We start from the raw sequence: 25600 nt of genomic DNA, 5'->3' as shown, positions 1-25600 counted from the left end.
GCCTTAAGGATACTTCAAATCCACGGGGCTGACAAGCTTGCAGCTCGAACTTTGTCGTTAGAATTCAAGAAGCAAAAAGGGTAAACCGAATCCGCGGGTTGCGGTTCTGCTTACCCTTCTTATGTTATTCCGCCGGGTACGAGCAGACGTAGTCAGTAACGCTGCGTATCTCCAGTTTAAATTTGGATTCGGCAGGCACGTGGAACGTAGCTTGACCTTGAATCTCTTGCCACTCTTCTTCTCCGGGAAGCAATACTTTCAGATCTCCGGACAAAATCTCCATAATTTCACGGGAATCTGTACCGAACTCATAACTGCCTGGAAGCATGATACCCAGAGTCACTTTGCTGCCATCCCCCAAAATAACCGTTCTGCTGGTTACCTGACCATCATAATAAATGTTGGCCTCTTTCACTACACTGACTTGATCGAATTGTGACATGCGTACCCGCTCCCCTGAAGTTAATGAAAACAAAAGGCAAAACAGATCAGGGCAATAACGAGTCACCGCCCATCTCTGCGGAAATAACTTGCTGCCATGGATCAGGACAGTATGACGCTCTCCCAACCATAGCAGCGCTTATGAAGCTATAAGTGAGTGTACAAAAAGTCAGGTTTTCAGTACTGAGAAGATGGGATGAAGCTAGAAATGGAGTAGCGGAGCGTAGGCAGAACTACGTGAGCAACGGACATTTCGGCTGAATCCCATATTCGACGCTGATGATGCCGTGAGGCATCCTTCGTAATCAAAAGCAGACTTTTTGACAACCTCTATTACAGCAATGCTTTTACGCGGCTAACCACGTTATCCACTGTAAAGCCATACTCTTGGATAACACGGTCGCCAGGCGCGGATGCACCAAATGTGCTGATTCCGAGAATGTCACCTTGATCGCCAACATATTTCTCCCAGCCCATTGGATATGCCATTTCAATAGCAAGACGAGCTTTAACATCCGGAAGAAGAACGGATTCTTTGTAAGCTTTGTCTTGTTTCTCGAACAGATCCCAGCTTGGCATGCTGATTACGCGAACTTGGATGCCTTGTTCTGCAAGTGCTGCTTGAGCTTTAACAGCCAATTGAACTTCAGAACCTGTAGCGATGATTTGTGCTACCGCTTTGCCATCTTTTGCATCAGAGACAACATAAGCACCACGTTTCACGTTCTCACGTGAACCTTCAACCGTACCTTCCAGGATCGGCAGGTTTTGACGAGTGAGTACGAGTGCAACCGGATTGCTCTTGTTCTCAAGCGCGTAAGCCCAAGCAGCCGAAGTTTCATTACCGTCAGCCGGACGAATAACCGTCAGGTTAGGAATGATACGCAGGGATGCCAATTGCTCGATCGGTTCGTGCGTAGGACCGTCTTCACCAACAGCGATACTGTCGTGAGTCAGAACATACGTTACAGGCAATCCCATCAGGGCAGCCAGACGAACAGCCGGACGCAGGTAATCGGTAAATACGAAGAACGTACCTCCGAATACTTTCACACCGCTGTGCAGTGCCATACCGTTCATTGCTCCAGCCATACCGAATTCACGGATACCGAAGTAGATGTTACGGCCAGAGTAATCTTCAGGTGTGAAGTTCTCCAGGTTGTTCAGGTGAGTCATTGTGGAGCTTTCCAAGTCAGCAGATCCACCTGTCAGTTGTGGCACGTTGTGCGCCAGACCGTTCAGAGCGTTACCGGATGCTACACGAGTGGAAAGAGCTTTGTCTGTTGCTACATATTTAGGAAGATCACGGTCCCAACCTTCTGGGAGGTCGCCGTTAATCGCTGTTTCAAATTGAGCTGCCAGCTCAGGGAAAGCTTTTTTGTACTCGGCAAATTTCTCGTCCCAAGCTTTGTTAGCAGAGATACCACGATCTTTCACTTGTGCAAAGTGATCGCGAACTTCAGCTGGTACGTGGAAGTTTTCTTCGTAAACCCATTTGTAATACTCTTTAGTCAATTTGGCTTCGTCTGCACCCAGTGGAGATCCGTGAGTACCGCCGTGGCCGCCTTTACCTTGTTTGTTCGGGCTACCATAACCGATAACCGTTTTAACTTCGATCAGTGTAGGACGCAGTGTATCTGCTTGACCTTCCTGAATTGCTTTTTCGATTGCAGGCAGATCATTACCATCTTCAACGCGCAGCACTTGCCAGCCATAAGCTTCAAAACGCTTCGCGATGCTTTCGGAAGAAGACAGATCCAATTTACCATCCAACGTGATATCATTGGAGTCGAACAACATGATCAGTTTGCCCAGGTGCAAACGTCCAGCCAGGGAAGCTGATTCATGAGATACGCCTTCCATCAAGTCGCCATCACCACAGATTGCGTAAGTGTAGTGGTCAACTACGTTGAATTTGTCTTTATTGTATGTTGCGCCCAGTTGAGCTTCAGCCATCGCCATACCAACAGCCATTGCAATACCTTGACCCAGTGGGCCTGTAGTTGCATCAACACCTGCAGTATGTCCGAATTCCGGGTGACCCGGAGTTTTGCTTCCCCATTGACGGAACTGTTTCAGTTCTTCCATTGGAAGATCATATCCGCTCAGGTGCAGCAAGCTGTACAGCAGCATGGAGCCATGTCCTGCAGACAGGACAAAACGGTCCCGGTTAACCCAAGTTGGGTGGTCCGGGTTATGAGTCATCGTTTTTGCAAAAAGTTGGTACCCCATTGGAGCGGAGCCCATAGGCATGCCCGGATGTCCGGAATTTGCCTTCTCAATTGCATCAATCGCCAAAGTACGTACGGTCGTAATCGACAGGTTGTCGATCGTGCTGTTCTCGTCCTTTTGAATCGCTTCGTTCTTGTCAGTCATGGTTTGTCCTCCTCATGTCTTTAGATAAGTCGGGTGCGCAAGCGAATCCCTCTCATCATACAAGCAAACCGAATTTCACAATAAGTGAATCCGCTTGAGTGTTTCATTTTGACTTATTCACTTTTGTATTGTATCACTTGACGTGAAGCTTTTCCATAACCTTCTTTCAGAAGTTCGTGAAAAATCGGTTGTTTGTGATGAATATTCCTTGGCCTATCAAGCAAAAATCGTACTGTACAAGGTACTAAATTCCAAAAGCAGACTTAAGGAGCCTCGCAAATCCATCGCATGAAGTATAACCTTTAACCTGAAAACCATGCATTTTTTAGATATTCATCCTCAATTCACATAAAATGTTCCTTAATATGGATTCGAAAATCGGGCTGTGGTTTACTTTTCAGATGTACACTCGTCAATCATAGGAGGTCGCAATCATGCCAGATCCTGCTGCTCACCCATCAACATCGGTAAAACACTCATTACCCTGGTTATCCGGTATTTTAACGGGGATTCTCTCGGGATTTGTCCTGGGATTTTTCCTCAAAATGATTCAGGCCAACACAGGTGAACAAGTATATACTCTGCTGTTGAATATTGATTTTGTGTCTGGTTTTCCACCAACCTTACCCGAAATCATTGAATTTTCTCTGCATCTAGTTGTGTCCGTTGTGATCGGCATCCTCTATGTGTGGTGGGTACGGCGCACAGGGCGTCCCATGTTCAAAGGAATTTTGCTTGGTGCCGCCTCATCCCTGCTCTACATTCCACTCTCTCAATTGTCATCACGTGTGCCAGACCTGTACGATGTGTCCGCCATCCTCTACTGGATTGTAGGACATCTGCTATTCGGTATTATGCTTGGCTTGTGCGGAAAGTATATCAACACAACAAAAAAAGCGACTCCCGTTTCGTAAACGAATTGGGGTCGCTTTATTGTTAGTCTATTACGTGGTTCCGAATCAACCTTGCACAGTATTAAAGCGTGAGCTTAAAATACAACGGTTTTATTTTCGTGAACAAGAACACGGTCTTCGACATGCCATTTCACGGCACGTGCAAGCACAACACGCTCAATGGTACGTCCAATACGCTTCAGCTCGGTTACATCGTCCCCGTGGCTTACACGCTGCACGTCCTGTTCGATAATTGGTCCGCCATCCAGTTCTTCCGTAACATAGTGCGCTGTCGCACCGATAATTTTGACACCGCGGTTGTACGCCTGCGCATACGGTTTACCACCCACAAAGGCTGGCAGGAACGAATGGTGAATATTAATGATTCGATTGCGGTAATGCTCAATGAACATCGGAGAGATAATCTGCATGTAACGAGCCAAAATGATCACATCCACATCATTGCCAATGACGTCCAGCTGGCGCTGTTCCGCTTCTTTCTTCGTATCTGCTGTTACCGGAATATGATGATATGGAATGCCAAATGATTCTACATAGTCCTTCATGTCCAGATGGTTGCTGACCACAAGAGCAATATCAGCATCCAGGTCGCCTGCCTGCCATTGCCACAACAATTCAACCAGACAATGATCTTCTTTGGATACAAAGATAGCCAGTTTCTTCTTGCGGCTAACCGCAGATAACGTCCATTCCATTTGGAAACGGCTTGCCACTTCTGCAAAATCTGCTTCCAGTTTCGGCAAATTGACCAACAATTGCGGAAGATCAAACTCAATTCGCATAAAGAACATGCCGCCAGCAGGGTCCATTGTGTACTGGTCCGACTGAACAATGTTCGCACTATGCTGGTGCAGGAAGTGAGAGACGGCAGCTACAATTCCTGGACCATCAGGACAGGAAATAAGCATGCGCGCACGATCGGCGCGGTTTTTAGAATCAGGGCGTACTTGTTTAGCGTGGATCTCCATCGGGTTATTCTTCCTCCTTCAATTAAGCCATGACCTGCGGGATTAACCCGCAAGCCATGCAATCAAGCGATGATTCAGTTGTTCTTCATTCAAATGCGGGAATAGTGCAGCTTCAGCCACCATGTCATAGAGGCGTTCCAGTGGTTCGCGCGGATCTGCCTTTTTGGCTTTGGCATCATTTTTGAGCAATGTCCACACATCCAGAATATACGAACGAGACTCAATCTCTTTACCTTTGAAAAAGTGTTGCAACTGTTCTACTTCTGTCAGGAATTCCTGGCCGAATCGACCGGCAACATCCCCACGAAGCAGGGCAATCTCCACCTCATACATTGGACGCTGTGTCTTGGCCTCTTTACCAATCCAAGGTGTCTCCAGAATAAATGGACGTCCTTGAAGCTTCTCATGGTTGACGATGCGGTTAATCGCCTCAAACCCGATCCAGCCAGAACCAATTGGTGTATGACGGTCCTTGTGCGCACCCACAGCATTCTTACTATCATTAATATGCATTACGGCAATGCGGTCAAGTCCTACCGTACGATCGAATTGTTCCAGTACACCGTCAAAATCATTAACGATATCATATCCGGCATCATGAATGTGGCATGTATCCATACACACAGTCAGGCGCTCGTTATACGTTACTTTCTCAATGATCTGGGCGATCTCTTCGAAACTGCGCCCCATCTCCGTACCTTTGCCAGCCATGGTTTCCAGAGCGATGTTCACATCTGTCTCTTTCACACCTTCCAGTACTTCATTCAACCCTTCTGCGATCCGTCCGATCCCATAGTGGGCATCTTTGTCTGTAAATGCGCCGGGATGTAATACGATGTTTTTGACACCAATGGCATGTGTACGACGGATCTCTTCCTGAAGGAAATCTACAGCGAGTCTATACGTGTTGTCTTTGTATGAGCCAAGATTAATAATGTACGGTGCATGGACAACGATATCTTCCATTCCACCCTCTTGCATGGCAAGTTTGCCTTCTTCAATATACATGGATTCAATTGGCTTGCGACGTGTATTCTGTGGTGCACCCGTATATATCATAAACGAACTGGAACCGTACGAAGACGCTTCCTTCGTTGCACTCAATAATCCCTTGTCCGAAAAGGACACGTGGGAGCCGATTTTCAGCATTATTGATCCCCCTTAATCTGAATTATCCCTTATTCTAACGCGATTATCGAAATAAATCTAGAAATGCGCTATAATTCGGGATAGAGGCTATTTTTTACAGCTAATATGTGGAACATGGGTAGGCGAAATCCGTCTTTCCGTGAAAATCAATGAACCGAGGTGACTCCGCAATGATTTTCGACTCCTACGCGATGATACTGACCAGCAGTTCCCCCAGCAATTGGTTTATGAATACGATCGCATTCTGGACTTTTTTATTGCTTGGCAGCATGTGTATCGGTGGATTTTTCATGATGCGCAAGTTTTTGAAAGTGCTACCAAAAGCGGACGGAAAGTCCAAACTGGATTGGCAGAATCATTGGGTTGAAGCCAGCCGTCACTTATGGACAGATGAAGCTAAAGCTTTTTTGGATCAACTTGTGGAGCCTGTGCCAGGGCCATTTCGTGACATTGCCAAACATTCCATTGCTGCAGAGATCGGTAAAATTGCAGTCGAAGACAACGCCACGGAAGTATCAAGAGATCATTGCATCAAAGGATACATTATTGCCACACCGAAGCGGGATAATAAGTTTTTGGTCAAATTTTTGGAGAAAAACAAAATCGATTATTCCCCTTATCAACATTTGATTAAATAAAATAAAACATGAGTTAAGTGGCATATAGATTTGGTTAATTAGATACAGATATGCTCCGTCAGGTAAGTTTTTCCCAACAGGCATTGCTTACCGTACGGGGCTGTTTGTCGATCCAACGGTATATCAGCGCAGTGAAAATACAGAGAGGATGTTTGATATGAAAATTGCCATTTGTGGAGGTACCGGATTTGTGGGAGGAGCACTTGTAGATTATTGGCTGCAAGCCGGGCACCATGTGAAAGTTATTACACGAAAACTGCCTGACTTGCATAATCCAAGTAAAAATCTTACATATATATCGTGGGAACAAGTCGAAGAACAACCTCACTTGCTGGAAGGTATGGACGCTCTTGTTAACCTTGCCGGAGAAACGCTGAATCAACGTTGGACAACCAAGGCGAAGCTGGAAATTGTTGAATCCAGAGTCACGACCGTAGCGCGGGTAGCGCGATTGGTAGAATCCCTGGAACAAAAGCCGGAAGTGGTCGTTCAGGCTTCTGCCATGGCCATCTATGGAACCTCCCCTACCGAAACCTTTGACGAGAGCAGTCCGCAAAAATCCATGAATTTCCCGTCCCGGGTCTCGGAACAATGGGAAGTTGCTGCAGATGCAATCAAAAATGTCAGACTCGTTAAAATCCGGGTAAGTCTGGTTCTTGGACATAAAAGAGGTGCTTTTCCATTGATGAAACTGCCTTATATGCTGGGTGTTGGTGGCAAGATCGGCAGTGGCAAGCAATGGACTAGCTGGATTCACATTATGGATATCGTAAGACTCATTGATTTTAGCATTCAAAATAAACAAGTATCAGGTCCTGTCAATGCTTCCTCCCCGAACCCTGTTACCAATGATGAATTCGGTCGTACGGTCGGTAAAGTGTATCATCGCCCTCACTGGTTCCCCGTACCCAGCTTCTTAATTAAAACCTTAGTTGGTGAACTATCCGTTGTTCTGCTTCAGGGGCAGAGAGTCATTCCGCAAAAAGCTCTCGACCACGGATTCCAGTTCACCTTCCCAACCTTAACCCAGGCACTGGAAGATCTGAAGCACCGCGGCTTATCTGACTGATTGAACTATGCCTTATTCAACCGACCGATAAGTGTAAACAGATTCCGCAAGTGTAAATGTGTCTCCATCCGCCAAGGGATACTCCTTATACGGAGCAAGAATATTGCCCTGAAGAATGGTTCCATTGACGGAACCCAGATCCTTAATCACATAGCCCGATTTGTTCCGGCTCAATTCCACATGAGCACGGGACACGCCGGTCGCTGTGTCCACCCACTGAACCATATCCACTGATCTTCCGATGACAAAAGATGCTCCTTGCACATCCATCCGTTCATGTTGGTCACTGCTTCCCGATCTTCGTTCAAGATAATAAGACGCCATCACCGGGCCTGCCCCTGTAACATTACCTCCACTCAGATTCTGCAAATTCACGGTTGCCTCCGCAATTGCATCCTGTCGAATTAGCTCTGAAGTTGAAGCTACCGTTTCCACATGGCGCTGAACGAACGGTGGTTCGGAGTGTTCAGGTGTCATATGCAAATTTTGAAAACGGGAATGCTCGCTACCACCTTCTGAGGCGGATGCAACCATTTGGTTTATGCGTTCCTCTTTCCTATCAGCTGTATTCCAGCGCCAACTTTCCTGAAATTGTTCCTCGTCCTCTTCCGTTTGCTTGCCTTTGTTCTTAACTAAACTGAATGAAAAAGACCGCTTATTCTCTGAGTCATTATGAGTGCTTCTCTTACGCTTCCACGTCCATCCTGCTACACCAAACAAGCCAAGGCTGAGTACCATGCACAGGATCATCTGCGTCTGTCCCGGTTGCTCCATGTAAATAAATCTCCATACCAATGCCATGGCAACCATGCAGCCCAATATGATATAGGTTACTTTTGAAGAACCAGGCTTTTCCTCCACCTCCATATCAACACGCTCTAGCGAATCATACGGGTTACTTCGTCCCTGATCCATGTTGTTTGAGCTCTCTAATGAAGATTGCTCAGGTGAGCGCCTGCCCAAAAAGGTTCGTGATCTCACCGGAATGTCTTCAACCTCGGATTCACTCGTTTTCTGCGGCTGACGGAAATTTAGTTGCGGCCCCACACCAGCATTTTGAACGGGAGCACCGAGTTGATCTGGACGAGAATAACCAGTGGATTGCCTGCTATCCCGCCCAGTAATTGACGAATGAAGATTACCTCCTGGACCATCGATGGTTTCCGACGTTCTGGACGAGAGAAATGTCGCTCTTCCTCCGCTCTCTTGCTCGTCTGCATATAACTCCAGTAGAAGCTCTCGCAATTGTCTAATATCCCAGCGTTCATGTTCGCATAACTGCAGAACACGCTGAATGCCTTCTCCCTGCAGTTCCTGTACATGTGCCATCAGCCTGATCACCAGCTCACGGAATTGCTGAGGCGTTGGATCAACTTCAACTGTATCCATGATTGGTACATATACCATCCCAAGTTCACCCTGTTCGAATGAACCGTTGATGAACAAGTACTCTTCCTGGATCAATAATTTACGAGGCTCCAGCATATATTGCCGGCATTCCGTGAAGGCATCGGCTAATTGGAACAACAGACCATACAGAACACGCAACTTGATTTTGCTTGACTTTAACATCTGGGATAACATTTTGTAGCCGGATATGTCGTACTGCAAAGTTACATTACGGTCCACTTCCCGAATATGAAGAGGAAGAAGTCGGGGAATCTGATTGGAGGACAACATGCCCATCTGTACCCGGCTCAATTCCTCCATTCGTAACCCGTCCTCTTTCTCCAAAACCATGAACGCTCCGCCGTTACGAATAAAATCTCTCGTTAATCCATACATGCCAATCCTCTCTTTCCATTGTTATATAGGATCAACTAAAGAAAGTTACACTGGGCACTACGATGACGGAACAACCTTCCGATCGCTGTTATCCCCAGATTTCTTGATTCCCTTCTATAAAGGGAGAAATCCGGGGATAAAGGCGAAGTATATGCTTCCGATGCAGCTTTCTTTCAGAAAGCTTTTAGCTCCGCTTCTTCAGGTTTTTTCCGTCCTCTCCGTTCATGTGTAAAAAGTTTAGTTGATATAAGTTGATTTACAATACACAACACTCTTCCACTCCAATCACAGTGCTATCTTCGATCACTGTTATCTTAACGTTTTCCAGACTCCTGATATCAAGGGAAAAGTCCTGAGATAAGTACCGTGATAAACCCGGGCAATACGGCAAGCATAAATGGAAACTTCATTGTTTTCTCTTTATTTACCAGCTTGAGCGAACCGAGCATGAAAAAACCTGCAAGACTACCTGCCATGCCTCGAATTCGTTTCGCTGAATCTTTACGGAATAGAAGTATCACTAAACCAATTGCGCCCGCGTACAAAACGGAGTAAATAATGACATGAATGCCAAAAGCAAGTCCCGTCCATGCGCCAATCCCACCAAATAATTTCACATCTCCTGCCCCTACGGCTCCAATCGCATACATCAGAAACAAAATGCCAAAACCTGCTGCAAATCCAGCGGCTGAGAACAAGAAACCATCCCAACCTCCCCATATGATATGGGCCAATACGCCTGCAACAGTCACGGGTAAAGTCAATCGATTTGGAATTTTCATGGAACGAATATCTGTAATAAAAGCTGCACTGACGTATATGCCACAGGCAATGTAAAACCACTCCACCTCCATCATCCCCTTCCTTATTTTCTGGAGGCCACGGTAAACGTAGTCTCCGTCTTGGCACCGTCCCCTGTCTCGACAACAAAACTCCATGTTCCTTCTGTTGTCCGAGTACCAACAAACCAGTTCCATTCAATAATTCCATTCTCATCTGCGGTAGCCCAGCCGATGTGCTTCGCAGAACTTTCACCTGACTTGTAAAATATCGTTAAGTTGGCTGTCGCTCCTGGTTCTACCTTCACCTTGATCGTTGCATTGTTGCCTATGTATGCCGGGTCAGGCTTCGACAGTACCGTTGCTGAACCCGCAGTATCCCCATCTCCTGCGCTGCCATCTGCCCCTTCTCCGGTATCTCCAATCCATACCCGTTCTGCCGCAGCAGCCTGAATCCGAAGCGGTTTACTGAGAAATGGGACTTTTACCGGCAATTCATAACTCAGTTCAAGTCGGAAATATGGATTTGTTTTGTTTTTGAGATCAGGTATGGAAATACCATTCACATGAACACGTTCCATATTCAGCAGAGTTGGTTCGATAAATGGTTGAAGCAGCGGTTTTACCGTGGGATCAAGTACGGTTTCCAAGACGGATGTCTTGATCTCCTGTAGTGGCTGTTCACCACTTGCCGCCGCTGAACGTACCCAATCACTTAATGGCTCGGGTAGAGAAGAAGCATAACCTTCTGCCCATTCCGTCAGAGATAACTCTGGTATCTTCCAACCCCCTCCAGAACCTTCTCCGCCGGCAGAATCAGAAGGTGTGAATGCAAGGGAAACGGGATATATTTTCGTTGATAACTGCTTCACCGCTTCACCCGCTGTGCTTTGTAACGCTGTGGAGATTAGAGTCATTTGCACTATGAAGATGAGAAACATGATAAAGAACAAGAAGATAGGTAACACTAGTGAGGCTTCCAGAACCATGCTACCTTGTTCCTTTTTCGAAGAACATATCTGCTTTTTGAGAGACTTCAAACGTTGCAATCTGATTATTCTGGTTAACCTAATCTCTAATTGTGCGCTTTCTTTTTCATATTGTTGCTGCTTATCCATAATCCCTCCACCGAAACGATCCTGATCACTCAATAGGAATAATCCGCCTTCCGCTCAATGAAAAATCGCCCACTTTCAACCTGATCCTCACTACCCATAACTGCATCTATGCTTCTAACCACCCCTGGTAGAAACCACAGCTTGATGCTGCTGCGCATGTTACCCGAAGCATACGTCTGTTTCTCATCTGGATTCACACCCGTATTCAATCGAATTAGCGCCAGCATTCTGGACATTTTGCGTTCATTGTTACTATGCATCAATAGGAACAATCGGAGATGGTCCCTATACGTCAGTTTGACTTTGATATACTTGGACAATTCCACACTGCCCTCTTTTGCTATTTTCACCATATCCTCGATGGCGTTTGTAATCCCGTATAAGATTGCCGCCGATAATACCAGAAGTGGGTTTCCAAGCTTGCTGTGCTCAATTAACCCTTCTGCGGTTCGAATAGCCAGCCGCATCCCAAATATCTCCGCATATGCCGCAGCAATGTTACCCGATGGATTATGAAACCCATAAACGATATACTCCAGTTCCTGATTCTCCAGTTTGAAGACTTCACCAGCATCTCCACCACCTTCAGTCCAGGTAAATAACTGACCAAAGTCCATGGAATTGAAATAGGCTAGAGCATACTCATTCTGAAATAATTCGTCGCCAAGACTGTCCAGCAGACCGGACATCCCGCCAAACAAACTGTCCATTCCCTTCATGGCATCGCCACCAGAGTCATAGGGATCACCAGCAATCTCTGCCTTTTTGGCTTCCTCACGACTAGCCTCGTTAAAAGAAATATTAGCGTTGTAATATTCCTCCAACTGTTTGAAAGCGTCCATGGAACCCGAACTTCCATTCTGAATCTGCGACAAGATTCGTTTGACTTCCTTCAATTTCCCTTTGGATTCTTTGTCATTCGCTTTGCGCTGGGCATCCGACCCACGACCACTTTCCAGCTGCTGCTTACTTTGGAGGATGAGATTGGCAGGACCGCTACGTACATAGGTGTCCATATATCGTTCCGTAACCTGACTTGCCTGTCTGACCGCCGGTTTAATCGGAACTCCACTCATTCCCGTAACGCTGCGAAGCTGATTATTCAACTCCATGTTGTCTCTTCTGACGTTAGAGAAGTCCGAATTCTGTGAAACCACACGTGCTTTCAACTGATCAAATAGGCTATCTGCCCTCACAAGCTCCGAAGCAAGAGAACGTGTACTTTTGGCCTCAGTGCCTGATCCAGTAGATGCAGGACTCGTCCCAGGAAGATTCGAGTTGCCCACGTTGTCATAGCTGGCATTCTGTGAGCGGTTCTCCCCCTCCGCGATCACACGTTTCATTTCATCATTAATCTTGCGCGCTTCTTCGATTTTGGACTGTGCTTCCTCCAGCTTTGTTTGATGGGCCTGTAACGCGGGCTGTATGATCATGCTGATGCCTGCCACCACATTACCAACACCAGTCCGATAACGAGCCAGTTCCAATATGTATTGTTGCTCTCTGAACGGCAGTCCCTCATCTTCCTGTTTCTTGTTAAGATAATCTGCATAACGTGCTGCTACCTCGGCAGCTGTCTCTGGTGTTTCTTCCAACATTTCTTCATAGATAGCTTGTGAAGGCGGGTCCATGATCAACTTTGGAAGATTCTTCAGCTTCTCCGCGGATTCCGTCTGATTGGCAATGGCTTCGTCCAGTAGTTCTTCACGTTTGTCATATAACTTCTGTAATTTTTTCAGCAAGTCTACCGTGTGCGCGGCTTCCTTCATCTCGTCTGACATCGGTTTGAACCGATTGATCACTTCAAGGGTAAAATCAACCGGAGCCCGATACTTCATATCCTCCTGAATCTGGCGATTAAATATATCGTATCTGCCCAGTTCACGCTCCATGCTCAGCGTAGTTGTATCCCACTGGATATCCAGAATGGGGAATCCATCTTTCACAGATGAAGGCTTCACGCTATCATTCAGCACTTTAGCCATAATTGCATCCCCACTACTGTCGCCATACCCGAATAAACCATACTCCCTCAGTGAGGTGTCATAGGCTGACATGACGGATCTCATCGCAGCATGAGTCATTCGTTCAGTCTGCACCTTGAATGCCGCTATACGAGCATAATCAATAAATATAGCGACAAACATATAAACTCCGGCCAAGATTAATATTAAAAAAAGGGTTACGGCCCCCAACTCACCGTCTTTTTTTCTAAACAGCTCCGCCCTCCTCCTTTACTCACTTTTTGCTTTTGCCAAAATGCTGCACAACCTGTCCTGCTTCCGCAGCAGTACTCGCGGCTTCTCCGCCTTTGCCTTTAAACTTCGCTGCGTAATAACGGACCAGATCTACCGTTCGAATGAATTCAACCGGTTCAACAACTGCAGACGATCCTTGGGTCAGTACACGGTTACCTGAATCGAACAAAAAAGAAGGAAGAGGCAAAGAAATTACTTGTTCCAGCTTGGTTGTTACTTTCCGCTGAATCAGAGAATTCTGATACTCAATCGTTCCTTTCATAGCTGAGGGCATATGTTGCACCGCTTGTGCTAATTTCTGTTCCGAGAGATTGCCGCCTTCACCAGCAGGTATAGAAACGCTAACCTGATTATCAGCTCCCGCCCAGCCAAACAGCGCTCCAAGCATACGATCATCCGTCAGTCTCCAGTACAGATTGTCATGTTCTCCAGCAACATATTCACCTGTCATCGCCTGTTTGTGACTGTTGTCCCAGCTATAGGCTGCACGTTCGGAAGCGGCATAGGCATGTTGATTCAGGAATGTCTTTTGATACATGTACATGGTGAAAAAGAGCAATAACACAAGAATAAACAGCACGACAGGGAAGATCAGGGAGGCTTCAACGGTGAAGCTCCCTTCTTCCTTTTTGAACTTGTTATTCGAAGAATTCATTACTTTTATTACTCACATTAGTTAACAGTCTTTCTACCAATTTTTTAATTTGGTCTTTAAAAATCAAAGCAATAATGATAATAACCCCGATAATCAGAATCAGCTCCAACGTGCCGAGTCCGTCCTCTTCCTCCCAAAATACGTTTACCTTGTTCTTCAACACTTCCATCATCCCAATTCCTCCTACATATTCATCATCATAAAAGCAGGTGCCCCGATCATGACCACAATCGTAAAAAAGATCAGTACCATCGGAAACACCAGTTTGGAAGAAGCCTGTTCTCCCTTCGCCCGACTTACAGCCTTGCGTTTCTCCCACAACACATGTGACAGATCCCGCAGCGCCAATACAAAGTCACCTCCCCCACGCCGGAAATTCAGCAGTACCGTTGTCGTAAAAATCGTCACTTCCTGTACACCGCAGCGGCGACTGAACTGTTCAAATGATTGTTGAAACGAGTAACCATTATTCCAATCTCCCACCGTCTTTCTGAGTTCGTTGTACAACGGATGATTCCGTTCACCCTGGCTTGTCACACAGTGAACGATGGCACGCTGCACGGTCTCCCCTGCGCCAACCAGCAGTACAATTCGGTTCAGCAGCTCAGGCAGTTCCATAAGAATATCCTGGTCTCTTCGCTGCACCTTTGTATTGATGTCTTTGTAGAGCGCAAAAGGTAACGCTGCACCGAGCGCGAGCCCACCTACCATACCTCCGATGCCCATATCTCCAACGAGTGATAACAGGCAGCCCACCAGCAGCATGAGCCATGTAAAGGTCAACATTTCAGCGCAATAAAGCATCGTTTTTTCTCCACTGTGCTGTATGCCATACATTTTCTGAATGGCATGTTGCATTCGAAACATGAGCACAGGCAATCTGCGTCCAATCTCAAACTTGTCCAATATAAACAGGAAGGGACCATGCAATTTTTTCAGTCGTAATCCTTCCATATCCAGCTTGCGCAGATGCTTATAGGTCTGCCCCCGGGTTCGATCCAGCACCAGCCATCCCGCTCCGAGCATCCCTGCGACTATAACGGGAAGCAGCATCGTTTCAGCTCCTTATACTTTGATATCCATAATGCGATTAATCCACAGATAACAGCAGGCGAGTACTGCCAAAGCACCACTTGAGATGAGGTACCCCATCCCGCTATATAACGGCTCCATAAAGTCCTTGGCGGTCAGATTGAGGAATATCAGAAAAATAAATGGAGCGGCAAACATCACCTTTGATTCGAACTTTTTCTGCGATACCGCGACCATAATATCCTGCTGAATATCCAGCTTCTCACCAATCACCGCAGAGGTACGACGCACAACCTCAACCAGATCCCCGCCAGTTCGTTTGCACGTAATGAACACATCTGCAAAGTTCGTAATATCTTCAATCTGCGCCCGATCCGAAAAATCCTGTAGCGCCTCTTCGATTGGTTGTCCATACTCCATCCGTGTCCGCAATATCGTGAACTCACGAATCAGATCGGTATCCGCTTCCGGGTTCAACATCCGCAGATCCTCTACAGATTCCTTGAATCCATTTTCCACCGATTTTCCTGCGGCCAGTGCCGAAGATAATGCATATAACGCTTGCTTAAAATGTAAACTGAGTGTCATTCTTTTTCGTTCCAACAGCACTTTAGTCCAATGTTTTGGCACCCATATGCAACCCGCAGCCAGGATCGCTCCAGCTAACCAGTGATGGTAGAATAGAATTCCGATGCCAAAAAACAGCAGACCACTAATCAGCATACAGACCATTCGCTGTCTCCGGGAAAGCGTATATACGGTGTAATCCGTCAACATCTGTCTGGCTTCACCCAACAGTAATCACCTTCCAATAACTTTAATTCACGTTGTTATCTGACGGATCTTTTTCAACACTATATTGTTCTATGTATTCATCCAGCCATTCCCCAAGCCCAGCCATCTGAATTTTATCCACCTGATTCAACTTTCCAACGTGCACTAACCCGCCAATAATTTTGCCCTCACGCTCTTCTTGTTCCTGGAAACGAAACAGTGGATTCAGCATAACCTCACCGTTCTGCATACCAATCACTTCACTAATCTCTGTCACCCGCCGTGAGCGGTCTCGCAGCCGAGATAGATGTACAAAAATATCGATTGCTGAACTAATCTGCTGCCTTACAACCGCAATGGGAAGATCTGCACCACTGAGCACCATCGTTTCGAGTCTGCTAATCATGTCCGAGATGGTATTCGCATGCCCTGTAGACAAAGATCCATCATGGCCAGTGTTCATGGCCTGCAACATATCCAGCGCTTCTGCGCCCCTTACCTCGCCAATCACAATCCGGTTCGGACGCATCCGTAAGGAAGATTTGATCAGATCCCGAATAGATATCTGTCCCTTGCCTTCGGTGTTTGCATTCCGCGTTTCCAGTGATACCAGATTTGGTACCGTAACTATCTGTAACTCAGCCGAATCCTCAATGGTAATAATCCGCTCATCGGAAGGGATAAACTGGGATAATGCGTTTAGAAAGGTCGTTTTTCCTGATCCGGTCCCGCCTCCAATGAAGATGTTGTATTTGCTCCGTACCAACTGCTGCAATAATTCTGCCGCTTCTTCATGCAGGGCTCCCTTTTCAATCAGATCGGACATCTTCATCGGTTCACTCGGGAATTTACGAATGGTCATCGTGGGGCCTTTCAGAGCAATGGGAGGCAATACGATATTGACCCGTGAACCATCCTTTAACCGGGCATCTACGATTGGAGAAGACTCATTCACAATCCGGTTTACCCCGGACACAATCATCTGGATGATATCCTCGAGCCGTTCCCTGGACTCAAATTCAAGGGTGATCTGGCTGACTTCACCTTCCTGCTCCACAAAAATCTCCTTGTGACTATTGATCATAATCTCCGTAATATCGGGATGATCCACAAGTGGTTGCAGAATATCCAATCCACGAAAGGAATCAAACAATCGCTGTACCAGCGTATGACGCTCTCCTGAGGTCAGATCATCCAGCTTCGGGTCAGACAGAACTTTGCGTTCTATCCCCTGCCACAGTTCATCATCTCCTGCGGAAGAGGTTAAATCGAGGCCAGCCCTGACTTCCCTGCGCATCATCTGAAACTGTTCTTCACGATCCAGTATTCTATTGGATGAATCCATCATAGTGCCCACCGATCCTGCTTCTGAATTCGACCCGTCTGCTTCAATTCTTCTTCGCCATCTTGTACCAGCATGGCACATAATCTCTTCACTTCACGTTGGAAGATCGGAGAACTGAGCATGACTTCCTCCTGACTGAGTTGTTTCCAAGAAGGGATGTAGGGCAACACTGCATCCAGATGCAGATCAGGGCGTGGGAGTGCATTGACGACATTGTCCCGATATTTGTTAACCACAAAGCGTGCACGCTCCAGCATACTTTCGTACAAATCTGGCTTCGTTCGTTCAGCATGCTGCAACCATTGCCCCCATCGATGCATGGCAGATATATCATCCTCAACCAACCAGACAAATGCATCTGCTGCATCCAGCACCCCTTCACTGCGCCCATCCCAACCGGAATCCCCATCCAGAATCAGCACGTCATACTGTCCACAATCCGTTAAATAACGAAGCAGATTCGACGTATCCTCACGAGTCATTTGCAACAGTTCTTTCCGATTCGATAATGGCCAGAACACATCGGATTTCAGCGCTTCATGCCGGACCACATATCCATCTACGCCCTTCGATTGCACCTGTAACTGCTTGCCGGATTCCTTTCTTCCCACCTTCAGATCGTATAACAGGCGTGACAATCCCGTCTCCGCATCCGGGTGACGCTGCCCACTTCTAGTTAGTCCCTTTTCCAGAAACGGGTGCGTACTGTCCAGCGTCTCCAAATTCAGATAGAGAACAGCATATCCTGCAAGTCCCAATTGCTTCGCCATATGCAGGGCCACTGCCGTTTTGCCACTTCCACCCGAAGCGGATACTACACCGATGGAGAGAGTCTCTTGCCCCGGATGGTGAACCTTCTTACGGCGTGGCTGCCGGCAAGCATGCATCACAGCATCCAGCAAAGCAGGCAAGGGTTGATATTTCATCAGCCGCTTGGCCTCATCTACCTCTTCCATCCCTTCACTAAGCATTAGCCAAGGTACACCCGATACTTCTCCCCCGTTATTCAGCCAGTCATTCAGAAACTCCGGTTCCGCAATAACCAGATCCGGTAATTCTCGACCTTCTTGCTCATTCATGTGATCCTTGAATGAATCTCCTTGGGAGAATGCCGTGAAACGCACATGGAGACCAGACAAATTTCCCTGTACATAATCAAGCCAGGCGCTAATGTAATCTCTATCCTTTGAAACCAGAACAACCTTCAGTACAATCAAATTCCCCTTCCCTCCCTGTCAAAAAGCACAAAAAAACACCGTCCAATAACCGCATGAATATGCAGTATATGGACGGTGCTTCCGTCACGTGCTATGAATGTATGGATAATATAACATACAATTTCTGGGGGATCAAGAGATTTATTCTAACCCTTTTTCCCTTACGAGTTGTAAGGTGAATCGAACTCAATAATGTTACGGTCCGGATCAAGTACAAAAATCTGTGCGAATCCAGCCACACTGTCAGGTCTTGCTTCATACTCAATTCCCTGCTGCTCCAACCAAGCTATAGTCCCTGAATAACTGGTGACCCAGATTGCAAAGTGGCCGTCTGTTGTGTCAATCCCAGCCTCACGTAACGTGTGACCCTCCGGGTGCTGTAACAGATGAAGCTGCTGGCTACCGATGGCATACCATGTACCTGTGGAGCGGAAAGGCGGACGTTCAATCTCCTGCATTCCCAGTAACCCCGAATAGAATTTCTTCGCGATTTCCAGATCACGTACAGCCAGACTAACATGGTGGATGTGTGCATATTCAATCATCTTTTATCTCCCCTCTCTACTTCAATATGACTATACTATAACACTTTCAAGCCTGACCATAATCTCCGCTAAACAGAAAAACACCCCTGATTCTAATCCGGTAAACCTCTCGGCTCACACAGATCTAGTTCAGAGGTGCCTGTTAACGGCATACAAGGAAGCGCGTTTAACGCTTTAAATCATCTTCAGCACATTTGGCATAACCAATTTATTTAGCGCTATCCAATGCTTCTTGTGGAATCTTGATTTCTTCCACTTGATCGTGGTTAGAAAATGTACTGTTCATCTTCATGTCCATCGTCATTTTCTGTCCATTTTGTTCCATCTCCATGACCATGGTTACGTCCGTACTTGCAGGCAGGTAGGTTTCTTTGTTGATCATATATTTCATCTTCATGCTGGTGATATTCATCTGATCAAGCACGGCTTGCATCTGGGCATCCGATCCGTTCTGCTCCATCACGGCTTTGGCCAGTTCCTTCACATTATCACCGGATACGTCAGCGTTAATCACATAATTGTCGCCTTCTTCGGTCACTTCAGTATCTTCTTCAATCTTTTTGAATTGCTCCAATTCACCTTCGGGATTCATGCTTGCTTTCATCTGCTCAATCAGTTCCTTGGTTTGAGCTTCAGGAATCGCAACCCATTGATCCCCAACTTGAGAGTAGATTTTATCCGAAGTGATATACTGCTTCACGTTCTGAGCTTCCTGTCCCGACATTTCCATTTTCATCTCTTGATAGATCATCATTGGATCTTTGATAATATCCATCTTGAGTGATGTTTTAACCTGTTGATCCTGGGACTGTTCACCAGCATCCATTTTCAGATTCTGATCAATGTTTGCTTCAGTTGTGAAGCTTTTCATTTCTTTGGTTGCTGCATTCGTTTTTGTAATCAATTCGTCCAAGGTAGGGATCTTTGTTGCCTGCTCTGCAGGTGTATTGCCCTCGTTGGATGTTTCGTTGTTAGTCGCTGGCGGCGTTGCCGTATTATCTGTATCGTTACCGCATGCTGCCAAGCTCACTGCTAATAATGCCCCGATAAATAATGTAGTCCACTTCTTCAAGTTGTTGTCCTCCCAAAATAGATATGATCTGTAGTCATTACCCAATTATTTCCGTTATTAATCACACTCACAAAAATCGATCTTTGATCTCCGGTGTAGGCAACATGCACGCTTCATCCTTGCCAAACCAGCGATAACGGTTGCGAGCAACCCAGTTATAGACTGCATTACGAATAAATTTCGGTACAATAATGAACACATATAACAATGGATAAGGAAACTTCAAACCTTTAGCCAATCGCAGTGCAGCGGTTGAACGTGTATAGTATTTTCCATTCTCAATCAGAACAAAGGTGTCCATACTGTCTGTCGACAAATTGCCCTTCGCCAGCAGTTCCTTGGCTACATCCGATTGGAGCGATGCAAAATGATATTTCCCTTCGGGGTCACGCTTAATAATCCATTTGGTTAAGCCCTGGCAGAAGTGACAGACGCCATCCACCAGTACGATGGGATGTCCCTGATGCACATCCGTTTGAGTTGCTGTCATATTCGCTGCCTCCTATTGTTGCGGTTAGAGTAACTTACCCAATCTGGGCCTTCTTGTTCACTAATTCTAAATTTATTTCTTCTAGAAGTAGTTCAAAAAGTCCGCTTTTGATTACGAAGGATGCCTGGTGGCATCATCAGCATCGAATATGGAATTCAGCCGAAATGTCCGTTGCTCACGTAGTTTTCCCTACGCTCCGCTACTCCATTTCTAGCTTCATCCCATCTTCTCGGTACTGAAAACCGGTCTTTTTGAACTCGCATTAATGGAAATAAAAAGAAAAAGAGCGCAGGCATTGTGCCCACGCTCGTATCTGTCCGACAATTACTCCGTAACTGCCTTTTCCATCCATTGGTCATCGATCATTTGTTGATGCAGGTCACTTGCCCACTGGTCCATACATTTGCAAATGAAATCTTTGCGACATACTGGACAAGGCGTTTTCTGCAAACGGCTGATATTAGTCATCTTCCATTCCGGGGAACGGGAGTAGAATACACGGCATTTTGTACCGTCTACCAAATTCATTTTGAATTCGTACAATCCGTCTTCCTTGTTACCATAAGCTAATTCTAAATCTGCAATACGCGGTCTATAAGACATGGATATCACCTGTTTAATTCAAATTTGGTTCATGCAATGACACTACTCAGTACTAAGTTATATTAAAGAAATTTCAGTTCAATGTCAACTCGCGCATGTCTACCCGCCAAACAGAATATCCAGAATAGTCCCAACCTGCCCCTGTTTTTTCCCTTTCAAGACATCCGGATCAAATACTTCAACATACCCGCAGGAAGCACAAGCCACGAACAGGTAGTGGTTATGCTGGATATCGAACATCTTGCTCAGGCCTGCTCCTGACATGGAAACTTCCTTAATGTTACAATCCGTCCCCCTGCATTTCGTACACACAAATCGCCGCTCGATCATCTCTTCAATACTCATCTTTGTTCCCCCTTTATGGAATGTGTAGCATGAAGTGGGAGTGCAATTATGTAAAATAGTACGCGATCTGGCATCTAATCTCCTGCATCATGTCCATATATTATAATCAACACAAAACCCTGCCGATTGCCAGCAGGGCTTTGTAGTCGAACATCAGGTATCTGGGATACCCTGCTCTATATGTTCCCTTTACTTGCCGGGAGTCAAATCTTAGACTACGTTTAAAACAACATCAATGTTGCCACGTGTTGCTTTGGAATATGGACAGAAATCATGCGCCTTGCGGGCCAGTTCCTCTGCTTGACTGTGATCTACACCAGGCATGCTAACGTCCAGACGAACAGACAGCTGGAAACCGTCATCCGCAGGGTCTTTACCAATGGATACGTTACTTGTAACGACCACATCCTCCAATTTCACACCTGCTTTGCGTGCTACATTGGCAAGGGCACTTTCATAACATGCTCCATATCCAGCGGCAAAAAGCTGCTCAGGGTTAGTACCTTCACCACCGGAGCCACCAAGCTCTTTTGGCATTTTCAGATCATGCTTAAGCACGCCATCCGAAGAAGTCACGGAACCTGTACGTCCACCTTTAACTGTCGCTACTGCTGTATATAAAGCTTCCATTAAGAATCTCTCCCTTATCCATATAGTTTTTACTGCCTTCCTTTCAATTTAAACTTCTGGCTCATTTTGAAACGCAATTTTATATCTTTATCAGCTTTTACAACTTTATTATTTTCATGCATTTCAATGCCATGGCTGTATTTTCCCTAAGGTTGGGTAATATACGAAGGGGCATCTTCAAGCTGCAACCGAAATTTTGTGCTGATACATAAAAGTTGCACTAGACAAAAACAATTGAAGGAGTACAATGTAACAATAAACATAAAAATTTAGATATATCATGAGCGGTTTGTTCCGCAACAATATTTCCAAATCAATAATTCAAAGTCAGGTGATTATCGTATGAGTAAAAAAAATCCGTTCAACGCTACTTCAAGAGAATCATTGTCTACTGCGGGCATCGCCCCTTCCCTTGGAGAAGCACACAGTTCCATGAAAGTTCCGCAGAATGCCGCATGGTGGAAGAAATTCCTCGCCTTTGTAGGCCCAGGATACCTTGTTGCCGTAGGTTACATGGACCCCGGGAACTGGGCAACAGATATCGCAGGCGGCTCACAGTTCGGGTATACCTTGTTATCCGTTATCCTGTTATCAAACCTGATGGCCGTTGTCCTTCAGTCGCTGGCTGGCAAGCTCGGCATCGTCACTGGACGGGATCTGGCTCAAGCCTGTCGTGAACGATTCAGCATGCCTGTTGTCATGATGTTATGGATACTGTGTGAGCTTGCCATTGCAGCCACCGATCTGGCTGAAGTCATTGGTTCTGCCATCGCGTTAAAGCTGTTATTTAACATTCCCATGTTATACGGCGTTATCATCACCGCAGTTGATGTACTCCTGATTCTTGTACTGCAAAACAAAGGCTTCCGTGCCTTGGAGACTCTCGTCATTGTGCTGATGGCAACCATCGCCCTCTGCTTCGGTATTGACCTGTTTCTGGCAAAACCGGATATGGGCGGTGTGCTCCATGGTTTTGTACCAAATGTTGAGATTCTGCAAAACCCGGCTATGCTCTACATCGCCATTGGTATTATTGGAGCAACCGTGATGCCGCATAATCTGTATCTGCATTCTTCCATTGTGCAGACCCGTCAGATCGAACAGACACCACAGGGCAAAAAAGAAGCCATTCGGTACTCGACCATGGACTCTACGATCGCGTTGACACTGGCCCTGTTCATCAATGCGGCCATCCTGATTGTATCTGCTGCTGTATTTCACAGTGCTGGCATGACGCAGGTTGCCGAGATCGCAGATGCCTACCATCTGCTGACACCTCTTTTGGGTACAACGGTTGCAAGTATCCTGTTCGGTGTGGCGCTGTTAGCATCAGGTCAGAACTCTACCCTTACAGGTACACTCGCTGGGCAGATCGTTATGGAAGGTTTCCTGAACATTCGAATTCCGGCTTGGCTGCGCAGACTAGTCACACGTCTGATCGCCATCATCCCGGCGGTAATTGTGACAGCCATTGCAGGAGAACATGGCACAGAAGAACTGCTCATTTTGAGCCAGGTCGTGCTGTCTCTTCAATTGCCCTTTGCTGTAATTCCCCTGGTGATGTTCACAAGTGATAAAAAAAGCATGGGTGCATTCGCCAACAAAATGTGGCTCAAAATCATCTCATGGTTCATTGCAGCTGTTATCGTTGTGCTGAATGTATATCTGATCATTCAAACGATCCGGTTATTCTAATCTCGTTCTAATCGACTAAATACTAAAAAGGCTGATCAACTCTGGTATGCAATACCCAAGTTGATCAGCCTTTATTGTTGCAATACAGCAACATGTTTCCTTTTATAGTAAAACTCAAACTCCAATAAACAACCATCTAAATCTAATCCTGATTTGGTATCAGTAATGGCAGGAGTTGATCCAATGAATCCACAGTCCAATCCGCACGTTTGTCATCCGATAGTTCTGGCTGGAATCTTCCGTAACCCTGCATAATTCGAATCGTACGCATGCCCAGCTTCCGAGCAGGTATAATGTCGTTATCGATCCGATCGCCGATCATGACGGCTTCCTCCGGTTTACAACCGGCCTGCTTCAAGGCCACAGCGTATAACTCAGGGTCTGGCTTGGACACTCCTTCTTCAGCCGAACATGCCAGAACATCAACATACTTCCGCAACCCGTAGCTCTCCAGTCTCTCTTCCGTTCCAGGACTCTGATTGGCAATAATACCAATGCGATAATGCCGTGACAACTGCTGAAGAACGGAATCCGCTGAAGGAAAAGGACGTTCAAGATCTTTTTGAAACTTCAACTTGTCCTGAATCTGTTTCTGGTGTCCCTCGTCTTCAACAAATGTGCGAATCGCCACTCTCATAGGCCATTGCTCATATTTCTGGTAACAGTTCGCGAACAGTTCGCGTACCGCCTCAATCTTCACCGGATACCCCAATGCACAGGCTTCGCGGACGAACTGTCCGATAATATCATCAACCGGCTCCCATTCATCCACCAGCGTATCTCCAACATCAAAAAACAACCATTTCAATCCACCTACATCCGGCACGCCAATTCCTCCTTGTAAGCCACAGGTGATTCCTGATCCTAATCTAAAAGTTCGCGTTCACCTTTAAACCCATAAAAAAGAAGACTCACCATCATGCATGAGTCTCCTCAAACTTCCGTTTATCGATACATTCAATTATAACAGGCACCTTACACCTGAGCAATCACAAGCTATGGCATTAACCATTGAGGAGAAAGCCAACTTCCCCATTGAGCGAATATACAATCCGGTCTGCGCCCATGCCCCGATAGATGCCCTTAGGATGACTCTGCTCCGTAATGACGCACAGGGATTTCGAAGTCCATGAACGGCAGATCTGTAAATAACGACAGGTCAGATTCAGGCTGTTCTCGAAAATAAACACGTTACCTACGCTGCCCTGCGGCAAAAACCATTTTTGAGCTGCAGCTGTATTCATGCGAATGACATGTTCTACTCCGATTCTACGGAGTCTGCGCTCTTCCCCTGCACTGTTGGTTAGAACGGCAAACGGCATTTTTTTGTACATCAGCAATTTAATAAATTTGCGTCCTGCTTCATTTGGAGCAGTCACTAAAATCATCTCAGTATCCATCATTCGTTCCTCCCTTGGCGTGAAAAGACAACAAAAAAGAAGCGTGGGGGACCAAGGCCTCCCGAACGCTTCTTAAATAACCCATGGCGAAAACACCATGAACCAGCGTACGGCTTGTTGCCTCTCCCTTTAACGCTTACGAGGTTAGCTGACGGATTCGGGCGCGAGAGTCGCCCTATTTCCGGCTGTCACCGGAAAATTCACCCCATGAATGCCCACTGTCCTGGACAGCGCATTCCGTTGGTTCCCCCGTTTCCCATTCATCAATGAATGGAAACTCAGCGATTAAAACATCGTTCGTA

General features: G+C 46.2%; 26 protein-coding genes and 1 riboswitch. Of the genes, 4 read left to right on the top strand and 22 right to left on the bottom strand.

Translation table 11 applies throughout. The features are described from left to right. Positions 1–124 precede the first annotated feature (124 nt). Positions 125–442: a pyrimidine/purine nucleoside phosphorylase gene (gene ppnP, locus J2X75_RS27420; RefSeq protein ID WP_017689983.1), complete on the bottom strand. Its 318-nt coding sequence runs from the start codon at positions 440–442 to the stop codon at positions 125–127. A 332-nt stretch (positions 443–774) separates the two neighbouring features. Beyond that, positions 775–2817, bottom strand: coding sequence for a transketolase (gene tkt / locus J2X75_RS27415; protein WP_310342276.1), 2043 nt, complete (start codon positions 2815–2817; stop codon positions 775–777). Positions 2818–3251: 434 nt separating this feature from the next. On the opposite strand from tkt, the gene J2X75_RS27410 reads away from it, so the two are divergent. Further along, positions 3252–3731, top strand: coding sequence for a hypothetical protein (locus J2X75_RS27410; RefSeq protein WP_310342274.1), 480 nt, complete (start codon positions 3252–3254; stop codon positions 3729–3731). Between the two features lie 74 nt (positions 3732–3805). Here the strand turns inward: J2X75_RS27410 and purU are convergent, their stop codons facing one another. Further along, positions 3806–4699 (bottom strand): formyltetrahydrofolate deformylase, encoded by an 894-nt coding sequence (purU, locus tag J2X75_RS27405; protein WP_310342270.1) that lies wholly within the window; start codon positions 4697–4699, stop codon positions 3806–3808. A gap of 42 nt (positions 4700–4741) precedes the next feature. Continuing rightward, positions 4742–5848: a deoxyribonuclease IV gene (locus J2X75_RS27400; protein WP_221819193.1), complete on the bottom strand. Its 1107-nt coding sequence runs from the start codon at positions 5846–5848 to the stop codon at positions 4742–4744. Between the two features lie 170 nt (positions 5849–6018). Here J2X75_RS27400 and J2X75_RS27395 point away from each other — a divergent pair, with 170 nt between their 5' ends. Further along, positions 6019–6486 carry a DUF2621 domain-containing protein gene (locus J2X75_RS27395; RefSeq protein ID WP_310342266.1) on the top strand — a complete coding sequence of 156 codons (468 nt, stop codon included), beginning with the start codon at positions 6019–6021 and terminating at the stop codon, positions 6484–6486. Positions 6487–6643: 157 nt separating this feature from the next. Next, positions 6644–7555: a TIGR01777 family oxidoreductase gene (locus J2X75_RS27390; protein ID WP_310342263.1), complete on the top strand. Its 912-nt coding sequence runs from the start codon at positions 6644–6646 to the stop codon at positions 7553–7555. A gap of 12 nt (positions 7556–7567) precedes the next feature. On the opposite strand, the gene J2X75_RS27385 is transcribed toward J2X75_RS27390, so the two are convergent. The 16 genes from J2X75_RS27385 to J2X75_RS27310 all read right to left on the bottom strand — a co-directional run bounded on the left by J2X75_RS27385 (position 7568) and on the right by J2X75_RS27310 (position 22203). Further along, on the bottom strand, positions 7568–9340 hold the full coding sequence (locus J2X75_RS27385) for a DUF6382 domain-containing protein (RefSeq protein WP_310342260.1): 1773 nt from the start codon (positions 9338–9340) through the stop codon (positions 7568–7570). 338 nt (positions 9341–9678) lie between these two features. After that, positions 9679–10194 carry an A24 family peptidase gene (locus J2X75_RS27380; RefSeq protein WP_310342441.1) on the bottom strand — a complete coding sequence of 172 codons (516 nt, stop codon included), beginning with the start codon at positions 10192–10194 and terminating at the stop codon, positions 9679–9681. An 11-nt stretch (positions 10195–10205) separates the two neighbouring features. Continuing rightward, complete coding sequence (locus J2X75_RS27375) at positions 10206–11237, bottom strand: pilus assembly protein (RefSeq protein ID WP_397384401.1); 1032 nt, start codon at positions 11235–11237, stop codon at positions 10206–10208. Positions 11238–11266: 29 nt separating this feature from the next. Beyond that, positions 11267–13384: a hypothetical protein gene (locus tag J2X75_RS27370; protein WP_310342256.1), complete on the bottom strand. Its 2118-nt coding sequence runs from the start codon at positions 13382–13384 to the stop codon at positions 11267–11269. A 91-nt stretch (positions 13385–13475) separates the two neighbouring features. Further along, entirely contained in the window at positions 13476–14150 is a 675-nt protein-coding gene (locus tag J2X75_RS27365) for a TadE/TadG family type IV pilus assembly protein (RefSeq protein WP_310342254.1), read from the bottom strand. After that, entirely contained in the window at positions 14134–14322 is a 189-nt protein-coding gene (locus tag J2X75_RS27360; RefSeq protein ID WP_221819185.1) for a Flp1 family type IVb pilin, read from the bottom strand. Before J2X75_RS27360 ends, J2X75_RS27365 begins: the two co-directional genes overlap by 17 nt. 11 nt (positions 14323–14333) lie before the next feature. Further along, positions 14334–15203, bottom strand: a complete 870-nt coding sequence (locus J2X75_RS27355) for a type II secretion system F family protein (RefSeq protein ID WP_310342250.1) — start codon at positions 15201–15203, stop codon at positions 14334–14336. Positions 15204–15215: 12 nt separating this feature from the next. After that, positions 15216–15959 carry a type II secretion system F family protein gene (locus tag J2X75_RS27350; protein WP_091016179.1) on the bottom strand — a complete coding sequence of 248 codons (744 nt, stop codon included), beginning with the start codon at positions 15957–15959 and terminating at the stop codon, positions 15216–15218. Between the two features lie 40 nt (positions 15960–15999). Then, on the bottom strand, positions 16000–17301 hold the full coding sequence (locus J2X75_RS27345) for a TadA family conjugal transfer-associated ATPase (RefSeq protein WP_397384399.1): 1302 nt from the start codon (positions 17299–17301) through the stop codon (positions 16000–16002). Further along, entirely contained in the window at positions 17301–18518 is a 1218-nt protein-coding gene (locus J2X75_RS27340; RefSeq protein WP_310342246.1) for a nucleotide-binding protein, read from the bottom strand. The genes J2X75_RS27345 and J2X75_RS27340 overlap by 1 nt, the downstream gene beginning before the upstream one ends. Before the next feature lie 161 nt (positions 18519–18679). Then, positions 18680–19063 carry a VOC family protein gene (locus tag J2X75_RS27335; RefSeq protein ID WP_017690000.1) on the bottom strand — a complete coding sequence of 128 codons (384 nt, stop codon included), beginning with the start codon at positions 19061–19063 and terminating at the stop codon, positions 18680–18682. Positions 19064–19271: 208 nt separating this feature from the next. Continuing rightward, entirely contained in the window at positions 19272–20135 is an 864-nt protein-coding gene (locus J2X75_RS27330; protein ID WP_310342243.1) for a DUF6612 family protein, read from the bottom strand. Positions 20136–20202: 67 nt separating this feature from the next. Beyond that, positions 20203–20625 (bottom strand): thiol-disulfide oxidoreductase DCC family protein, encoded by a 423-nt coding sequence (locus J2X75_RS27325; RefSeq protein ID WP_124116962.1) that lies wholly within the window; start codon positions 20623–20625, stop codon positions 20203–20205. 324 nt (positions 20626–20949) lie between these two features. Continuing rightward, positions 20950–21228: a hypothetical protein gene (locus J2X75_RS27320; protein WP_017690003.1), complete on the bottom strand. Its 279-nt coding sequence runs from the start codon at positions 21226–21228 to the stop codon at positions 20950–20952. Between the two features lie 99 nt (positions 21229–21327). Next, a complete protein-coding gene (locus tag J2X75_RS27315) occupies positions 21328–21573 on the bottom strand; it encodes a zinc ribbon domain-containing protein (RefSeq protein ID WP_036610816.1) in 246 nt (81 codons plus the stop codon). A 210-nt stretch (positions 21574–21783) separates the two neighbouring features. Next, complete coding sequence (locus tag J2X75_RS27310) at positions 21784–22203, bottom strand: organic hydroperoxide resistance protein (protein WP_036610819.1); 420 nt, start codon at positions 22201–22203, stop codon at positions 21784–21786. A 342-nt stretch (positions 22204–22545) separates the two neighbouring features. On the opposite strand from J2X75_RS27310, the gene J2X75_RS27305 reads away from it, so the two are divergent. Then, positions 22546–23898 carry an Nramp family divalent metal transporter gene (locus tag J2X75_RS27305; protein ID WP_310342239.1) on the top strand — a complete coding sequence of 451 codons (1353 nt, stop codon included), beginning with the start codon at positions 22546–22548 and terminating at the stop codon, positions 23896–23898. Between the two features lie 142 nt (positions 23899–24040). On the opposite strand, the gene J2X75_RS27300 is transcribed toward J2X75_RS27305, so the two are convergent. Together J2X75_RS27300 and J2X75_RS27295 are read right to left on the bottom strand one after the other, a co-directional pair. After that, positions 24041–24724: an HAD family hydrolase gene (locus J2X75_RS27300; protein WP_307538914.1), complete on the bottom strand. Its 684-nt coding sequence runs from the start codon at positions 24722–24724 to the stop codon at positions 24041–24043. 178 nt (positions 24725–24902) lie between these two features. Continuing rightward, positions 24903–25301 carry an HAD family hydrolase gene (locus tag J2X75_RS27295; protein ID WP_235193755.1) on the bottom strand — a complete coding sequence of 133 codons (399 nt, stop codon included), beginning with the start codon at positions 25299–25301 and terminating at the stop codon, positions 24903–24905. Between the two features lie 115 nt (positions 25302–25416). Then, positions 25417–25592, bottom strand: a riboswitch (cyclic di-AMP (ydaO/yuaA leader). Positions 25593–25600 lie beyond the last annotated feature (8 nt).

This window comes from Paenibacillus sp. 2003 (assembly GCF_031455635.1).
Classification (GTDB): Bacteria; Bacillota; Bacilli; order Paenibacillales; family Paenibacillaceae; genus Paenibacillus; species Paenibacillus amylolyticus_B.
This window is presented reverse-complemented; position numbering and strand designations above follow the sequence as displayed.

What these genes read in the sequence shown, in the direction of transcription:
- J2X75_RS27400 (WP_221819193.1), bottom strand. Translation starts at nt 5,848, where the DNA reads ATGCTGAAAATCGGCTCCCACGTGTCCTTTTCGGACAAGGGATTATTG.
- J2X75_RS27345 (WP_397384399.1), bottom strand. Translation starts at nt 17,301, where the DNA reads ATGGATTCATCCAATAGAATACTGGATCGTGAAGAACAGTTTCAGATG.
- J2X75_RS27335 (WP_017690000.1), bottom strand. Translation starts at nt 19,063, where the DNA reads ATGATTGAATATGCACACATCCACCATGTTAGTCTGGCTGTACGTGAT.
- J2X75_RS27320 (WP_017690003.1), bottom strand. Translation starts at nt 21,228, where the DNA reads ATGTCTTATAGACCGCGTATTGCAGATTTAGAATTAGCTTATGGTAAC.
- J2X75_RS27375 (WP_397384401.1), bottom strand. Translation starts at nt 11,237, where the DNA reads ATGGATAAGCAGCAACAATATGAAAAAGAAAGCGCACAATTAGAGATT.
- J2X75_RS27325 (WP_124116962.1), bottom strand. Translation starts at nt 20,625, where the DNA reads ATGACAGCAACTCAAACGGATGTGCATCAGGGACATCCCATCGTACTG.
- J2X75_RS27310 (WP_036610819.1), bottom strand. Translation starts at nt 22,203, where the DNA reads ATGGAAGCTTTATATACAGCAGTAGCGACAGTTAAAGGTGGACGTACA.
- J2X75_RS27315 (WP_036610816.1), bottom strand. Translation starts at nt 21,573, where the DNA reads ATGAGTATTGAAGAGATGATCGAGCGGCGATTTGTGTGTACGAAATGC.
- ppnP (WP_017689983.1), bottom strand. Translation starts at nt 442, where the DNA reads ATGTCACAATTCGATCAAGTCAGTGTAGTGAAAGAGGCCAACATTTAT.
- J2X75_RS27355 (WP_310342250.1), bottom strand. Translation starts at nt 15,203, where the DNA reads ATGCTGCTTCCCGTTATAGTCGCAGGGATGCTCGGAGCGGGATGGCTG.
- J2X75_RS27380 (WP_310342441.1), bottom strand. Translation starts at nt 10,194, where the DNA reads ATGGAGGTGGAGTGGTTTTACATTGCCTGTGGCATATACGTCAGTGCA.
- J2X75_RS27305 (WP_310342239.1), top strand. Translation starts at nt 22,546, where the DNA reads ATGAGTAAAAAAAATCCGTTCAACGCTACTTCAAGAGAATCATTGTCT.
- J2X75_RS27390 (WP_310342263.1), top strand. Translation starts at nt 6,644, where the DNA reads ATGAAAATTGCCATTTGTGGAGGTACCGGATTTGTGGGAGGAGCACTT.
- J2X75_RS27295 (WP_235193755.1), bottom strand. Translation starts at nt 25,301, where the DNA reads ATGATGGATACTGAGATGATTTTAGTGACTGCTCCAAATGAAGCAGGA.
- J2X75_RS27350 (WP_091016179.1), bottom strand. Translation starts at nt 15,959, where the DNA reads ATGTTGACGGATTACACCGTATATACGCTTTCCCGGAGACAGCGAATG.
- J2X75_RS27410 (WP_310342274.1), top strand. Translation starts at nt 3,252, where the DNA reads ATGCCAGATCCTGCTGCTCACCCATCAACATCGGTAAAACACTCATTA.
- J2X75_RS27365 (WP_310342254.1), bottom strand. Translation starts at nt 14,150, where the DNA reads ATGAATTCTTCGAATAACAAGTTCAAAAAGGAAGAAGGGAGCTTCACC.
- purU (WP_310342270.1), bottom strand. Translation starts at nt 4,699, where the DNA reads ATGGAGATCCACGCTAAACAAGTACGCCCTGATTCTAAAAACCGCGCC.
- J2X75_RS27360 (WP_221819185.1), bottom strand. Translation starts at nt 14,322, where the DNA reads ATGATGGAAGTGTTGAAGAACAAGGTAAACGTATTTTGGGAGGAAGAG.
- J2X75_RS27370 (WP_310342256.1), bottom strand. Translation starts at nt 13,384, where the DNA reads ATGTTTGTCGCTATATTTATTGATTATGCTCGTATAGCGGCATTCAAG.
- tkt (WP_310342276.1), bottom strand. Translation starts at nt 2,817, where the DNA reads ATGACTGACAAGAACGAAGCGATTCAAAAGGACGAGAACAGCACGATC.
- J2X75_RS27385 (WP_310342260.1), bottom strand. Translation starts at nt 9,340, where the DNA reads ATGTATGGATTAACGAGAGATTTTATTCGTAACGGCGGAGCGTTCATG.
- J2X75_RS27395 (WP_310342266.1), top strand. Translation starts at nt 6,019, where the DNA reads ATGATTTTCGACTCCTACGCGATGATACTGACCAGCAGTTCCCCCAGC.